13 protein-coding genes are annotated in these 13,734 nt (G+C 61.1%); 3 read left to right on the forward strand and 10 right to left on the reverse strand.

What is annotated here, in order from left to right:
• Positions 1-8: 8 nt before the first annotated feature.
• The 7 genes from ACWFVE_RS06640 to ACWFVE_RS06670 all read right to left on the reverse strand — a co-directional run bounded on the left by ACWFVE_RS06640 (position 9) and on the right by ACWFVE_RS06670 (position 7,572).
• Entirely contained in the window at positions 9-920 is a 912-nt protein-coding gene (locus ACWFVE_RS06640) for a LysR family transcriptional regulator (RefSeq protein WP_447528493.1), read from the reverse strand.
• Between the two features lie 49 nt (positions 921-969).
• Positions 970-2,052, reverse strand: coding sequence for an ABC transporter ATP-binding protein (locus tag ACWFVE_RS06645; RefSeq protein ID WP_447528494.1), 1,083 nt, complete (start codon positions 2,050-2,052; stop codon positions 970-972).
• Positions 2,049-3,065 carry an ABC transporter ATP-binding protein gene (locus ACWFVE_RS06650; protein WP_447528495.1) on the reverse strand — a complete coding sequence of 339 codons (1,017 nt, stop codon included), beginning with the start codon at positions 3,063-3,065 and terminating at the stop codon, positions 2,049-2,051. The genes ACWFVE_RS06645 and ACWFVE_RS06650 overlap by 4 nt, the downstream gene beginning before the upstream one ends.
• A gap of 6 nt (positions 3,066-3,071) precedes the next feature.
• Positions 3,072-4,007: an ABC transporter permease gene (locus ACWFVE_RS06655; protein WP_447528496.1), complete on the reverse strand. Its 936-nt coding sequence runs from the start codon at positions 4,005-4,007 to the stop codon at positions 3,072-3,074.
• Positions 4,004-5,053 carry an ABC transporter permease gene (locus ACWFVE_RS06660; RefSeq protein WP_447528497.1) on the reverse strand — a complete coding sequence of 350 codons (1,050 nt, stop codon included), beginning with the start codon at positions 5,051-5,053 and terminating at the stop codon, positions 4,004-4,006. Before ACWFVE_RS06660 ends, ACWFVE_RS06655 begins: the two co-directional genes overlap by 4 nt.
• Positions 5,054-5,214: 161 nt before the next feature.
• Positions 5,215-6,786 carry an ABC transporter substrate-binding protein gene (locus tag ACWFVE_RS06665; protein WP_447528498.1) on the reverse strand — a complete coding sequence of 524 codons (1,572 nt, stop codon included), beginning with the start codon at positions 6,784-6,786 and terminating at the stop codon, positions 5,215-5,217.
• A 399-nt stretch (positions 6,787-7,185) separates the two neighbouring features.
• Positions 7,186-7,572, reverse strand: a complete 387-nt coding sequence (locus ACWFVE_RS06670) for a glutaredoxin family protein (protein WP_447528499.1) — start codon at positions 7,570-7,572, stop codon at positions 7,186-7,188.
• Between the two features lie 219 nt (positions 7,573-7,791).
• Here ACWFVE_RS06670 and mpl point away from each other — a divergent pair, with 219 nt between their 5' ends.
• Genes mpl through ACWFVE_RS06685 form a run of 3 tightly spaced genes read left to right on the forward strand, consistent with a single transcriptional unit; the run spans position 7,792 to position 10,464 of the window.
• Positions 7,792-9,168: a UDP-N-acetylmuramate:L-alanyl-gamma-D-glutamyl-meso-diaminopimelate ligase gene (gene mpl, locus ACWFVE_RS06675; protein WP_447528500.1), complete on the forward strand. Its 1,377-nt coding sequence runs from the start codon at positions 7,792-7,794 to the stop codon at positions 9,166-9,168.
• Complete coding sequence (locus ACWFVE_RS06680) at positions 9,169-9,813, forward strand: flavin prenyltransferase UbiX (RefSeq protein ID WP_447528501.1); 645 nt, start codon at positions 9,169-9,171, stop codon at positions 9,811-9,813.
• A 27-nt stretch (positions 9,814-9,840) separates the two neighbouring features.
• Complete coding sequence (locus ACWFVE_RS06685; protein WP_447528502.1) at positions 9,841-10,464, forward strand: LysE family translocator; 624 nt, start codon at positions 9,841-9,843, stop codon at positions 10,462-10,464.
• Between the two features lie 7 nt (positions 10,465-10,471).
• Here ACWFVE_RS06685 and ACWFVE_RS06690 read toward each other — a convergent pair whose 3' ends face one another.
• Genes ACWFVE_RS06690 through ACWFVE_RS06700 form a run of 3 tightly spaced genes read right to left on the reverse strand, consistent with a single transcriptional unit; the run spans position 10,472 to position 13,681 of the window.
• Positions 10,472-11,869: a bifunctional DedA family/phosphatase PAP2 family protein gene (locus ACWFVE_RS06690; protein ID WP_447528503.1), complete on the reverse strand. Its 1,398-nt coding sequence runs from the start codon at positions 11,867-11,869 to the stop codon at positions 10,472-10,474.
• 43 nt (positions 11,870-11,912) lie between these two features.
• Positions 11,913-12,845, reverse strand: coding sequence for a diguanylate cyclase domain-containing protein (locus ACWFVE_RS06695; RefSeq protein WP_447528504.1), 933 nt, complete (start codon positions 12,843-12,845; stop codon positions 11,913-11,915).
• Positions 12,842-13,681, reverse strand: coding sequence for a hypothetical protein (locus ACWFVE_RS06700; protein ID WP_447528505.1), 840 nt, complete (start codon positions 13,679-13,681; stop codon positions 12,842-12,844). The genes ACWFVE_RS06695 and ACWFVE_RS06700 overlap by 4 nt, the downstream gene beginning before the upstream one ends.
• Between the last annotated feature and the right edge of the window lie 53 nt (positions 13,682-13,734).

Below are 13,734 nucleotides of genomic sequence, written 5' to 3' on the forward strand. Positions count from 1 at the left end.
CGATCCTTTTAAACGCGTAGCGAGGGCAGCTCGCTCCAGAGCCTTTCGAGCTCGGCGTGGTGCTTTTTCTGATGACGATATAGGCGAAGCTCCATCGTTACATCCCACTGGGTGCTGCCGGCGCGCATCAGTGTGCCGCTTTCAAGTTCGGTGGCGACGTTGCGCTCGGGTAGCCAGGCCATGCCGTAACCCAGCAGCACCAGCTCCTTGATATTCGCGGCAAACAGGTTTTCGCTCTGGGCGGTCAAGTAGCTGCTCTGGGAGAGCCGCGCCAGGTGCGCCTTCACTGCCGCGCCCAAAAGCCCGCGTTTGGGGTAGGCCAGCCAGCGTACGGGCTTGGCGGAGGTGCCGGGCAGTTGGGCGGCGGGCTCGCCCGCCGGGTTCAGCGCGGTCACCGGAATCAGCCGCTCCTTGCCGATCACCCGGTAGATGCAGCCGCTGGTGTCGATATCCAGATCGCAGCGCCCGGTGGGCCAGTAGCAGATCGCCAGATCGCACTCGGCCCGGGCCAGCGCCTGAAAGTAGTCGCCGGCCACCCAACCCGTCGCCCTTAGGTAGGGCTGAATGCGGTCCTGCCAGCCAATGTCGGAAAGCCATCGGGGCAGAAACTGGGGCAGCAGGCTTTGGGGGGTGGCCACCATGATCCGCCGCTGCTGACCGGCGCTGATTTCCTGAACCCGGTCGCGGGTCAGGCGCACTCGGTCGGTGATTTGCTCGCAGAGGGTCAAAAACTCCTCCCCGGCCGGTGTGAGTGACAGCGGCAGGGTTTGGCGGTTGATCAGCGTTGCGCCCATTTCCTCTTCGAGTAGCTTGATTCGCCGTGAAAAGGTGGGCTGGGTCACGTGCTGCTCGTCCGCCGCGCGGGAGAAGTGCCGGGTTCTGGCCAGGGCGATAAAATCTTCTAGCCAGCGAATTTCCATGCCTTACTCCGTGATGATGAAGGAGCGGCGCTAATCCGGTGGCTCGACATCATAATCGGCCTTCTTCAACGCCGTGGCAGGCCACCCGCGTGCCGTCGTCCTGGGTTCGTAGTACGGGAATCTCCTGCTTACAACGCGCATTGGCATAGGGGCAGCGGCCGTGGAACACGCAGCCGCTGGGCAAGTTCACCGGGGTCGGCACCTCGCCGGAAAGGCGAATGTGCTGGGGCCGGTCATCCTGCAAGCGCGGGATCGCCGATAACAGCGCCTGAGTATAGGGGTGGCGGGGCTTATCGAAAAGCGTGCCGGTGGTGGCTATTTCGCACACCGTCCCCAGGTACATGACCGCGACCCGGGTACCGAAGTGCTCGACCACGGCCAAATCGTGGGTGATGAACAGATACGTCAGGTTACGCTCGTGCTGGGCGTCCATCAAAAGATTCAGCACCTGGGCTTGAATGGAGACGTCCAGCGCCGAGATCGGCTCGTCGGCGACGATGAACTCCGGGTCCACCGCCAAAGCGCGGGCAATGGCGATACGCTGGCGCTGACCGCCGGAGAATTCGTGGCCAAAGCGCTTGCCCCAGTCCGGGTCGATGCCCACCGACTGCATCACCGACTGTACCTTGTCGGCCACCGCGTCACGGCCCCACTCTGGATGGTGAAAGCGCAGCGGCTCTTCCAGGGTTTGCTGGATGGTCATTCGCGGGTTGAGCGACGCGTAGGGGTTTTGAAAGATCATCTGCATGCGCTTGCGATACGGCAGCAGCTGGCGGGAACTCAAGTCGTCGATACGCTGACCGTCGAAATGAATTTCCCCCTCGGAAGGGCTCAAAAGCCCCATGACGGTGCGCGCCACGGTGGATTTGCCGCAGCCGGACTCGCCGACCACGCAAAGCGCTTCGCCGCGCTTGATATCCAGGTTCACGCCGTTGATGGCGTGAACGTACTCCTGATGGCGGACCAGTCGGCCCTTTTTAAAGCGCAGCTGATCGAGAAAATCGCCGGACAGCGAGAAGCGTTTTTTCAGGTCGCGAATTTGTAAAAGCGATTCGGGGCTTGGCTCGTTGACGCCAGGGGTGCTGGATGTCTCGAGCTCGCGAGCCGGGATCACGTTGGCCTCGGCACTCATGGGGTTTCCTCCTTCGCGCGGCGGTCTTCGAGCATTTCGGCCACCATATGGCAGGCGACGCGGCAGTTGCCGGTGTCGACAAAGCCTGGCACCTGTTCGGTACACGCCGTCCGGGGTTCGCCATTTGGGCGGACCCGGAACTCGCAGCGCGGATGAAACGCGCAGCCGCTGGGCAGATTGGAAAGCGACGGCATGCTGCCGGGAATCTGGTTTAGCTTCTCGCCGGGCGTGGCCATCTGCGGCAGGGCGTTGATCAGCCCTTGGGTGTACGGGTGCTGCGGGTCGTTGATGATCTCCCGGGTCGGGCCCTGTTCGATGACCCGGCCGGCGTACATGACCAGCATCCGCTGGGTGACCTGGCTGACCACCCCCAGATCGTGGGTGATCAGGATCAAACCGACGTTGTGCTGCTCGCATAGATCCAGCAATAGCGCCATGATTTCCGCCTGGATGGTGACATCGAGGGCGGTGGTGGGCTCGTCGGCAATGATGATGTCCGGGTCGAGCAGCAGGGCGATGGCGATGATGATGCGCTGGCGCATACCGCCAGAAAGCTCGTGCGGGTACTGGTCCAGGCGCTTCTCCGGCGAGGGAATCTGCACTTGCTGGAGCTTGTCCAGCGCAATGGCGCGGGCGGCCTTGCTGGAAATACGCCGGTGCGCCTTCAAACACTCGACCATCTGCTCGCCGATGGAAAGCACCGGGTTGAGCGTCATCATCGGGTCCTGGAAAATCATCGAGATACGGTTGCCGCGCACCTTGCGCAAGCCGCGCTCGGACATCTTGTTAAGCGTTTGACCCTCGAACGCGACGCTGCCGCCGGCGATGAAGCCGGGTTTGGAGATGAGGTTCAAAAGCGAAAACGCGGCCACCGACTTGCCGGCGCCGGACTCGCCGACGATCCCTAAGCGTTCGCCGCGGTCCAGGGTGAAGTTGATGTCGCGCAGGGCGTGTACTTCGCCCTGGCGTAGCGCAAAACGAACATCGAGCTGTGAAACTTCAAGTAGTGCCATGGTGTGTCACCCCTTGTAGAGCCGGGGGTTCATGACATCGCGAAGCCAATCACCCAGCAAATTGATAGAGAGCACCAGCACGACCAGTACCGCACCGGGGATCAGCGTAATCCACCAGGAGCCCGACTGAATATAGTCGAACCCGGCCTTGATCAGTGAACCAAGCGATGGGTGGGTTTCCGGCATCCCAAGGCCCAGAAACGAAAGCGCGGCCTCGGAAATGATCGCGTTGGCGATCTGTACGGTGGAGATGACGAAAATGGGCGACAGCGTATTGGGCAGCACGTGGCGAAACATGATGCGTTTGCTGCGAAGTCCCATGACCCGGGCGGCGTCGACGTACTCTTTGCTTCGCTCGGCCAGCACCGAGGCGCGCACGGTACGCGCGTACTGAGGCCACTCGGCCAGTCCAATGATCAGAATCAGCATGAGCACCGCGTACTGGCTGTAAAAAGCGCTGCCCATGGTGGCCTTGACCACCGCGCCCACCACGATCGCGACCATCAGGGTGGAAAACGAAAGCTGGATATCGGCCAGGCGCATTAGAATCGCATCGACGCGCCCGCCCAGGTAGCCGGCCATCAGGCCGAAGGTGACGCCGATCAGCGCCTGTAGCAGCACGGCGCCAAAGCCGATCAAAAGCGAGACGCGGGTACCGTAGAGAATGATCGACCATAGATCGCGCCCCTGGGCGTCGGTGCCCAGGCTGTAGCGCTCGTCGGCACCGTCTATCCAGAAGGGCGGAAGCTCGGAGTCGAGAATGTTGATCTGACGTAGATCGTAGGGGTCGGTTGGGGCCAAAAGCGGCGCCGAAAAGGCCGCGACCACCAAACAGATAAAAATGAACAGGCACAGTTGAGCGGTGCGGTCACGCTTGAAGCTGTACCACAGATAGGAGTCGCGTAGGCGCTCCCAGCGGCTTGGGGCGGTCGTGGTGGTCATGCGGGCTTACCTGTCAGTTTTACGGTGGGGTTAACGAAGCCGTAGATCAAATCCACGATCGTGTTCGTCACCACGAATATGACGCCGACGATCATCAAGTAGCTGACGATCAGCGGAATGTCGGCACGGTTGATCGCTTCCAGGAACATCAGTCCCATACCGGGCCATTGGAAAACGGTTTCGGTCAGAATGGTGTAGGCCACCATGGTGCCGATCTGCACGCCGCCCACGGTGATGACCGGCAGCATGGTGTTTTTCAGCGCGTGAACGAAGTAGATGCGCCGCATGGAAATACCCTTGGCGCGGGCGTACTTCACATACTCCGACTGCAATACTTCCATCATTTCCGCGCGAATCAGGCGGACGAACAGGGGCAGCATAATGGAGGCCAGCGAGATCGCGGGCAGCACCAGATGTTGGATACCGCTCCAGGTGAGTAAGTTGGTGTCCCAGTGGCCGGCGACATGGACCAGATCGTAGCCACGCCCGAAGGAGGGCATGTTGCCCGAGGTGGAAAGCAGGCCGTTGAGCCATGCCCCCCAGCCAGTGCCCTGGGGGAAGAGGGTGACGGTCACGCCGATCGAAAATATCTGGATCAACACGATCGCGGTCAAAAATACCGGGACCGAGATACCGATGATCGAGGCGCCCATAAAAAAGCGCGAGACCGGCGAGCGCGGCTTGATGGCGCTGTATACCCCAATGGGAACCGAGAACACCACGATGATGAGCGTTGCCGCAAAGACCAGCTCGAGGGTGGCGGGCAGGTGGCGGGCAATGACCTCGAGCGCGGGTTCACGATAGAAGTAGGATTGGCCGAAATCGCCCTGCACGGCGTTGGTGGCAAACCGCGCGTATTGCACCAGGAAGGGGTCGTTGAGCCCCATCCGCTCGCGCAGCGCCTCGCGCTCGCTTTCCGGAACGGACTGGCCCACCAGCTGTTGTACCGGGTCACCCAGGTTATCCTGGATGGCGAAGGCCAATACACTGATGACAAACATCACCAATACCGCGTGCATCAGCCGCTTGATTAAAAAAGCAATCATGGCGTACGCCACCTATGTAATCGTTGGTCAGGGGAGCAAAAGGGTGATTCGCAGCCGCAGCGGGCAGCCACGTAAAATGCTTCGCCCTCTCGGTCGAGAGAGCGAAGCATCCTTGCCTGCGGTGTAGTGCTGGGAACTAGCGGCTACGAAACGCGCAAGTATTAGCGGTCGATCACCAAGTCACCCAGGTACGGGAAGTCGATCGCGTTCACGACCGGCTCGATGTCGATACCCTCGGCGGCGGCGTAGGCCAGGTTCTGCCAGTGAAGCGTGATATAGCCGACGTCTTCGTAAAGCATGGCTTCGGCTTCCTGGAGCATCTCGGCGCGTTTTTCCAGATCGGTTTCGCTATCCGCTTCGGTAACCAGCGCGTCGATCTCTTCGTTGCAGTAGCTGCCGTAGTTGTATTGACCGGCACCGGTCTCTTCATCCGGGCAGAAAGTGAGGTACTGGAAGAGGTTGGCGGTATCTTCGGTATCGGAGTGCCAGCCGACCATCGCGATATCGGAGGTGCGCTCGTCGTACTCCGGCCAGTACTGGGCCAGCGGCATGGTGCGCAGGTTCACGTTGATATTGATTTGCGACAGCATGTTGGCGACCGCCTGAGCGATCTGGGCATCGTTCACGTAGCGGTTATTGGGCGCGATCATTTCGACGGTGAAGCCGTCTTCGAAGCCCGCTTCGTTCATCAGCTCCTGGGCCCGTTCGATATCGTAGCGCGGTACCAGATCCGGGTTGTAGCCAACGTAGCCTTCCGCGGAGAGCTGGCCGGCCGGGGTGGCGAAGCCACGCATCAAGCGATCAGCGATGCCTTCCTGGTTGATGGCCAGGTCGACGGCCTGGCGAACGCGGACGTCCTGGAAGGCTTCGACACGCTCTTCGTTGAGCTGAAAACCGATGATACGCGTGCCGGGCACCTCGATGAGGTCAACCCCCTGGGCGTCACGTACGCGGTCCAGGTCGTTGGGCGGCACGGCGTCGATGAAGTCGACCCCGCCGGACAGCAGCGCGGCGACGCGAGAAGCGTTTTCGGAAATCGGCGTCAACACGATTTCACTGACGTTACCTTCGCTTTCGGTGTCCCAGTAGTTATCGAAACGCGCGAAGTCGACCCGTACGCCTTGGCGGCGGCTGGTGACCTCGAAGGGGCCGGTACCGGAAACGTTGCGCGAGGCAAAGGAGTTGCCCGCTTTGACGATCTCGGATTTATCGTCGCCATCGTCGGTATCACCGGTATAAAACTGACTATCCATCGGGAAGACGTAGGTGGCGAGGTTGAGCATCAACGGATAAGGCTCGGTGGTGGTGATCTCGACGGTATAGTCGTCCACGGCCTCGACGCTTGCGATCGGCTCGAAGATTGCGCGGTAGTCCGGGCTCTGCTGCAGACGCTCGATGGTCCACACCACGTCCTTGGCGGTGAATTCGTTACCGGAGTGGAAGGTTACGCCTTCACGCAGCGTCATGCGCAGGTGGGTTTCGTCGACCTGTTCCCATTCGGTTGCCAGGCGCGGCTCGAACTCGAAATCCTTGGTCCAGCGTACCAGCGGGTCGAAAACGAGGTGAGAAAAGCGCAGCATGCCGCCGGAGAGCTGTTCGTGGATATCCAGGGTTTCCGGGTCGGCGGCGTAGCCGATACGCAGCGTTTCAGCGCTTGCGGTCAGGGGGAGTAGTGCAGTGCCCGCCAAAGCCGCGCCGATAACGGACGCGAGGATCGTTTTTTTAAGCTTCATGTATTGTTCCCGTTAGACATTAGTTATTGTTCAACTTTGTTGGCGCCTAGTGGAATAGGCGCCAACAAAGTAGACACGGTCAGCCCGTAAGCCATCTTAATAACATAGAGATTGCCCGTGACCAGGCACAATCGAAAAAATGACACGCTTCATTCATCTGCTGAATGAGTCGGCGCAAAGCCGCGTGGTGCCTTATTCATGAAATAAAACTAACGTATGATTCAAAGCCATGATGTATAAGAGGATGGCGATGAAGGCGCGTCCCAAAACGCCGCTAAAGCCGCCAGGCTAAGCGCCAACATGCATGGTCGCGCTTGCCGTGTCGTGGTGGCGTGTCGCGGCCGGGGCGATATAGCCTCGGCGGACTGCGGCGTTGCCGAACGCTTTCCCGCGAAGGGATTAGCCAAAGCGCTGGTGAAGCCAGCGGTTGATATCATCGGACTCATAAAGCCACTCGGTCTCGCCGTCGTCCCGCGCGATTTTAAGACACGGCACCTTGCCCCGGCCTCCACCTTGCAACAGCGCCTCCTTGTTGGCGGCGTCGTGCTGGGTATCCCGGGTTTCGATGTTGAGATTCAGTCGGGCGATCTCCTTGCGCACCTTGATACAAAAAGGGCAGGTGCGAAACTGATAAAGCGCCAGGTTCTCGCAGGCCTTGTCGGCCTCGGCCTGCGCCTCGGGTGTGCGCTCCATCCCCTTGGGTGTGGAGAGTTTCTCCGAGGCCAGCATGAAGGGAGACATCACCAAACGGACGCCGCGAAAGAAGGTGCGAATCACGCTACGCATCAGGTACTCCATAAGCGGGGGCTGCGCCGCTTGAAAAGGATGGGTCGGTTGAGTGGCTGCATCCTGCAACAAAGCGGGCGCGTTGTCACATTCATGCCACGAAATTGGCAGGCGAAGATGAGCCTGTCTTCAAGGCGTGCTAGTCTCAGCGACTGATTTTTTACGCTTTTTTGGAATCGCTCGGCCAAGCGGTGTCGCCAAGGGGAGGGGGTAAAACCCATGCGTCTGCATATTATCGGTATCTGTGGCACTTTTATGGGCAGCCTTGCGCTGTTGGCCCGCGAGCTTGGCCATCAGGTCAGCGGCTCGGATGCCAACGTTTACCCGCCGATGAGCACTCAGCTCGAAAGCGCCGGCATCACGCTTAAAAACGGCTACCAGGCCGATAACCTCGGCGCGGACATCGACCTGGTCTTGGTGGGCAACGCCCTGTCCCGGGGTAATCCGGAAGTCGAGGCGCTGCTCGATTTGAACCTGCGCTACACTTCCGGTGCGCAGTGGCTTGCCGATTACGTGCTGCCCGGTCGCCAGGTGATCGCGATCGCCGGCACTCACGGTAAGACCACCACGGCCAGCCTCCTGGCCTGGCTTTTGGAGAGCGCCGGGCTCACACCGGGGTTTTTGATCGGCGGGGTGCCGCGCAACTTCGGGGTTTCCGCCCGGCTGGGAGCGCAAGAGGCGCCCTTTGTCGTCGAAGCCGACGAGTACGACACGGCGTTTTTCGACAAGCGCTCCAAGTTCGTTCACTACCGCCCGCATATCGCCGTGCTCAATAACCTGGAGTTCGACCACGCCGATATTTTCCCGGACCTGGCGGCGATCGAGCGTCAGTTTCATCACCTGGTGCGTACCGTGCCGAGCAAGGGTCTGTTGCTGGTCGCCGACGATCAAAGCGCTTTGACGCGGGTGCTCGATATGGGCGCCTGGTCACCGATCGCGTATTTTGGAAACGACTCGGCAAGCCCCTGGCGCTATCAGTTGGAGCAGCCAGACGCCAGCCGCTTTAGGGTGATTCACGAGCAGGGCGAGACCGCCGAGGACGCCGTAGTGGAATGGGGGCTGACCGGCGAGTACAACGCGCGTAACGCCCTCGCCGCGCTCGCCTGTGCTCATCGGTTGGGCGTGGATTTGGCGCGGGCGTGTGCGGCGCTTTCACGCTTTCAAACGCCGCGCCGCCGTCAGGAAGTGCGCGGCGACATAAACGGCATACAGGTGATCGACGACTTTGCCCATCACCCCACCGCTATCGCCGCTACGCTAAAGGGGCTGCGCGCCGCAACCCCCAACGGGCGGCTATTGGCCGTGATCGAGCCGCGCTCCAACACCATGCGCCAGGGGGCGCTTGCCGAGCGGTTGAAAGGCTCTGTCGAAGATGCCGACGCCGCCTTTTGGTTCGAACCCAAGGGGCTCGATTGGTCGATGGCCACGTTGGTGGACGACCAGGCGCCTGGCGGGCTGTATCACGATATCGACGCGCTGGTCGAGGCGGTGGTGGCCCGGGCGCTGCCCCAGGACCGTATCGTGGTCATGTCCAACGGCGGCTTCGACGGCGTTCACGAGCGTCTTTTACGCGCACTGGCTGACAAGGGGGTTTGAATGGACGAGCGCGATAGCACGACGGGGTTCAAGGCCCCGGTGAGTGTGGCGCTGACCGGCGCCTCCGGCGCCCAGTACGGGCTGCGCCTTATCGAGGTGCTGGTAGGCGCTGGCTGTGAGGTGTGGGTGATGATCTCCAAGGCCGCCCATATGGTCATCGCCACGGAAACCGATGTGGACCTGCCCGCCAAGCCCGAGCGTTTGCAGGAAGCCCTGACGGCGCTAAGCGGCGCGAAGCCGGGCCAGATTCGCTGCTTCGGGCGTGAAGACTGGATGGCGCCGGTCGCCTCGGGCTCCGGCGCGCCTTCTAGAATGGTGATCTGCCCGTGCTCCACCGGCACGCTTTCGGCGGTGGCCACGGGGGCCAGCAATAACCTGATCGAGCGCGCCGCGGATGTCGCCCTCAAGGAACGCCGAACCCTGGTCATGGTCCCCCGTGAAACGCCGTTCTCGGCGATTCATTTGGAGCACATGCTGACGCTGAGTCGGCTGGGCGCGGTCATCTTGCCCGCCGCCCCCGGCTTTTATCACAAGCCAACCTCGATCGAGGACCTGGTCGACTTTATCGTGGCGCGCATTCTCAATCAGTTGGGTATCGCCCATTCTCTGGTGCCCCGCTGGGGCGAGCACCCCGCTGGCTCATAACCCGTTCAATAGGAAGGAACTTCGCGAATGCTCTCCTGGGCGACACTCTCCGTCTTCATCCCCACTTTTTTGTTCGTCTCGCTCACGCCGGGTATGTGTATGACCCTGGCGATGGTGCTGGGTATGACCCAAGGGGTCAAACGCACTCTTTGGATGATGATGGGGGAGCTTGCCGGCGTTGGCCTGGTGGCCGCAGCGGCCGGGGCAGGCGTGGCAGCGCTGATGCTCCAACAGCCGGCACTATTTACGGTGTTCAAGTGGGCTGGCGGGGCTTACCTGGTGTACCTGGGCGTGATGATGTGGCGCTCGCGCGGGCGCATGGCGATTCCCGATACCCTCGATACGGGCCTGCCCGCCGGGCGCCTGCAGCTGGCGACCCAGGGGTTCGTGACCGCGATCGCCAACCCCAAGGGCTGGGCGTTTTTCGTTGCCCTGCTGCCGCCGTTTCTGGATAGCTCCCGGGGGCTTGCGCAGCAGCTCATCGCGCTGATCGCGGTGATTCTCGTCATTGAATTTGCCAGCATGCTGATCTATGCCACGGGCGGTAAAACCCTGCGCCGTACGCTGGGTAAAAGCGGTAACGTACGCCTTATGAACCGTATCGCCGGCACCTTGATGATTGGGGTGGGGCTTTGGCTCGCGCTGGGCTAGGCGCGCCTTAAACCGGGGGTAAAAAGCCGACCCGTAGGCCCATTAGCACCACGGTTGCACCCACCAGCAGCGCCACCGGGCAGGGCGGCAGCGCCGGGCGAGCGCGGCGCTGCCAGGAAAGCCTGACCAGCGCGCACACGATCAGCCCCAAAAGCGCCCCGCCGATTAAATCGCTGAGCCAGTGCACGCCGAGCAAAAGCCGCGAAAGGGCCATGGGCACCACCAGTAAAATGGCGGCCCAGTAAATCCACAGCCGATACTGACGCGAGCACTCGGCGGCCATGAACGCCGCGGCCAGGCCGATCACCACCACAAAACCCGAGGTGTGGGCGCTTGGGTAGGAGAGCGAGCCGGTCAGGTAGTCCGGCGTATCGGGCCGAGCGCGGCCGAAGGCGGCTTTTCCGACGGTATTGAGAAGCGCTACCCCGCCCAGCGCCACGGCCCAGTGGCTCAGTACGTCGATGCGTTTATGCAGCAAAAGCCAAAGCGCCCAGGGTGCTATCAGCACCACGATACCGAGCTTATCGCCCAGCTTGGCAAGAAATACGCTGACGCTTAGAAGTGGCGCGGTGTGCAGCCAGTCGAACAGCCGCTGGGCCTGCAGGTCCAGCGCAAGCGGGCCATTGCTTTGTAGTATGTAAAGCGTCCAGCCGCTAAAAGCGGCCAGCGCGATGATCAGCAGCAGTAGCGAGGCCAGCGGCACTTCGCCGGAATGGCTCATGGCAAGCCAGGGTCGGCGGATGAACGGCACTCGGCGCACAAGGCGCGCCGTCATCAAATAGAGCCGGCCGTGGCGGCCTACCTGAGCGCGACCCCAGGAGAACACCACGATCAGCGCCACGATAATCGCGGCTATTGCGAAAACTGCGGTTTCGATATTGGACGGCAGTTCCAGGTAGCGCTGCCAGGTATGGCCTAGCAAATAGCCTGGCAACACGTAGGCCGGTGCCCATATCGCCGCAGAGCTTACGTTGGCCCATAAAAAAGTGCGCGGGCGCATGCGCATCATGCCGGCCACCAGCGGAATGATCGGCCGTACCGGCCCGACGAAGCGTCCGATGAAGACCGAATAGATGCCGTAGCGCTCGAAAAAGCGCGCCCCGCGGCCTAGCCACTCCGGGTGCTGCGCCAATGGCCAGCGCCTTGTCACCTGCTCATGGTGGTCATAGCCCAGCTTGAAGCTCACCCCATCGCCAATTACGGCACCCAAAAAAGCGGCCAGCAGTAGCCAAACGACGTCGACTCCCTGATGACCCGCCATGGACGCCGCCGCGGTTACCAGTACCACCCCGGGCACCAAAAGCCCCACCACGGCCAGGGACTCGAGCGCTGAAATCAGAAAAATCATCAACAGCAAGGTTAAAGGCGAGAGAGAAAGGTCCAGCAGCTGCTCAGCTAGATGCACAAATGACTCCATTCAATGTTGGTGGCGCGCAAAAGCGAAACCGTTAAGCGTCGGGTAGCGTTCTCGAAACGTACTCGAGGCGCCGGACGTAGGGGGCGAAGCGTTCGCTTTGCTGCGGTAAGCATACCCCGATACGCGCTTCGAGCGGGCCGGTTTCGATCAAGACCCGCCGGGAAAGCGCCCGATAAAGGCGCTCGCGAACCAGGAGCGCGCCGCTTTCGCTGGTATCTGGTAATACCAGCCAAAAGCTTGCGCTGCCGGCCCGGCCCAGCAGATCGTGATCGCGGCATCGGCTATTGACCTCGCTACAGAACGCCCCGAGCAGCGCTTTTTTGGTGCGTACGCCAAATTGCTCCTCGGCCATGTCCAGCTGAGGCAGGTGAAGTACCAGCACGGCGAGGCGTTTGTCGAGCAGTAGCGCGCGCTGAAACTCGTTGCCCAGGCGCTCTTTCAAAGTGTCGATATGGTAGGCGTTGCACTCGCTGTCGTTGGGGTCGGACGCCTTTAACAGGGCGTGGCGCCTGGCGAGCTCCCAGGGGGGCAGCGCGAACAGCAAAACGAGGGCGAGATATTCGAAGGGAAACGAAAAAAACACGCCGCCGGCGGACGGGAGCAGCCACCAAAGCGGTATATAAAGCAGGTTGAGAGCCATCGCACTCCAGTGGGGCAAAAGCACGAACGCGGCGGCGATGGGCAGGCCAAGCCACAGCATGGAGTGCGTGAGCCCGAAATAGAGCGCCGAGGAGACGCTGATATAGGCACTTATAAGCAAAATGGCCCGGGGGCCGTAGGGCGAAAAGGCCTGGCCGTAGTGGAGCAGCAGCGCGGCCAGAAGCAGCAGCGTCACGAACATCGGTACGACCAGCTCGCGATAGTAACCCATGGCATAAAGCCACGCGGTATAAAGCGCAGTGATCAAAAGGCAGATCACATAGGTCAGTGTCATGAGCGCCTTGGGGTGTAGGCACCGCATCATGCGCTGGTCTCCTCGAAGGCAGAGTGTTGACTGAGCGAGCGTTGGCTGAGCGAGTCAAGCGTTACGGTGGTGATGTCGAGCTGATCGAGCGGCAGATGATGGTAGACCACGCTACTGGAGAGAGCCCTGCAAAGCCCGTGGCGGCGCCTGGCGCCCGCGTCGCGGTCGTGGCACAAGAGCAGCACCGCAAGGCACGAGCTGCTCAAATGGTAGACGTTTTCGAAACCGTGGATGAGTTCGCAAAGCCGCTGGGCCGACGACCATAGCTTTTTGCGTTTGACGTGAATGATCAACACTTCGGCATAAATGTTCTCGCGCTCGGCGCGAATTTGCTCGCGGTTCAGGTCCTTCAAAAGCTGCTCGCCCGCCCACAGATTTAACCCGGGGATCAGGCGCAGCCGCTGGCGTATGGTGCCGTTGACGTTGATCAGCCAACGGCTTTGCGCAAACGCCAGAAGCGAGAGCCCGCAAAGCGCTAAAAGCAGCATCACGGCCTGGGGGCTGGGCGTGCTTGGCGCAATCAGCAGCCAGCTAATCAGCGCGCCGGCCACATTGCCAAACGTCCTGCGACGGCTTTGCGGCAACATGAAAAGCGCCGCCCATACCCAAATGAGCATGCTGTGGCGCTCCGGGGCGGCGGCAATCAGGCATAACAGCAGCCCACTGGTGAAAAGCTGCCAGTAAACGTCGCGAGAGCGGCGAAGGGTGAAATCCAAAAGCAGCGCGGTTAACGCAAGCCAGAGCGCGCTTGCCCAAAGCGCGGTGGCGGCCATCACCGGGGCGTTTACGCTCCAGCAGGCAAGCGCCGCGGCGGCCAGCAGCAAGTTGATTCTCAAAAAGTGTATCTTGTACTTGTTTTCCATAAAGGCTAACTATTGACCGATTTGAG

The organism is Vreelandella mediterranea (assembly GCF_970647075.1).

Bases quoted from the DNA above. Each gene is read 5' to 3' on its own strand.
- ACWFVE_RS06640 (WP_447528493.1), bottom strand. From the start codon at position 920: ATGGAAATTCGCTGGCTAGAAGATTTTATCGCCCTGGCCAGAACCCGG.
- ACWFVE_RS06645 (WP_447528494.1), bottom strand. From the start codon at position 2,052: ATGAGTGCCGAGGCCAACGTGATCCCGGCTCGCGAGCTCGAGACATCC.
- ACWFVE_RS06650 (WP_447528495.1), bottom strand. From the start codon at position 3,065: ATGGCACTACTTGAAGTTTCACAGCTCGATGTTCGTTTTGCGCTACGC.
- ACWFVE_RS06655 (WP_447528496.1), bottom strand. From the start codon at position 4,007: ATGACCACCACGACCGCCCCAAGCCGCTGGGAGCGCCTACGCGACTCC.
- ACWFVE_RS06660 (WP_447528497.1), bottom strand. From the start codon at position 5,053: ATGATTGCTTTTTTAATCAAGCGGCTGATGCACGCGGTATTGGTGATG.
- ACWFVE_RS06665 (WP_447528498.1), bottom strand. From the start codon at position 6,786: ATGAAGCTTAAAAAAACGATCCTCGCGTCCGTTATCGGCGCGGCTTTG.
- ACWFVE_RS06670 (WP_447528499.1), bottom strand. From the start codon at position 7,572: ATGCGTAGCGTGATTCGCACCTTCTTTCGCGGCGTCCGTTTGGTGATG.
- mpl (WP_447528500.1), top strand. From the start codon at position 7,792: ATGCGTCTGCATATTATCGGTATCTGTGGCACTTTTATGGGCAGCCTT.
- ACWFVE_RS06680 (WP_447528501.1), top strand. From the start codon at position 9,169: ATGGACGAGCGCGATAGCACGACGGGGTTCAAGGCCCCGGTGAGTGTG.
- ACWFVE_RS06685 (WP_447528502.1), top strand. From the start codon at position 9,841: ATGCTCTCCTGGGCGACACTCTCCGTCTTCATCCCCACTTTTTTGTTC.
- ACWFVE_RS06695 (WP_447528504.1), bottom strand. From the start codon at position 12,845: ATGATGCGGTGCCTACACCCCAAGGCGCTCATGACACTGACCTATGTG.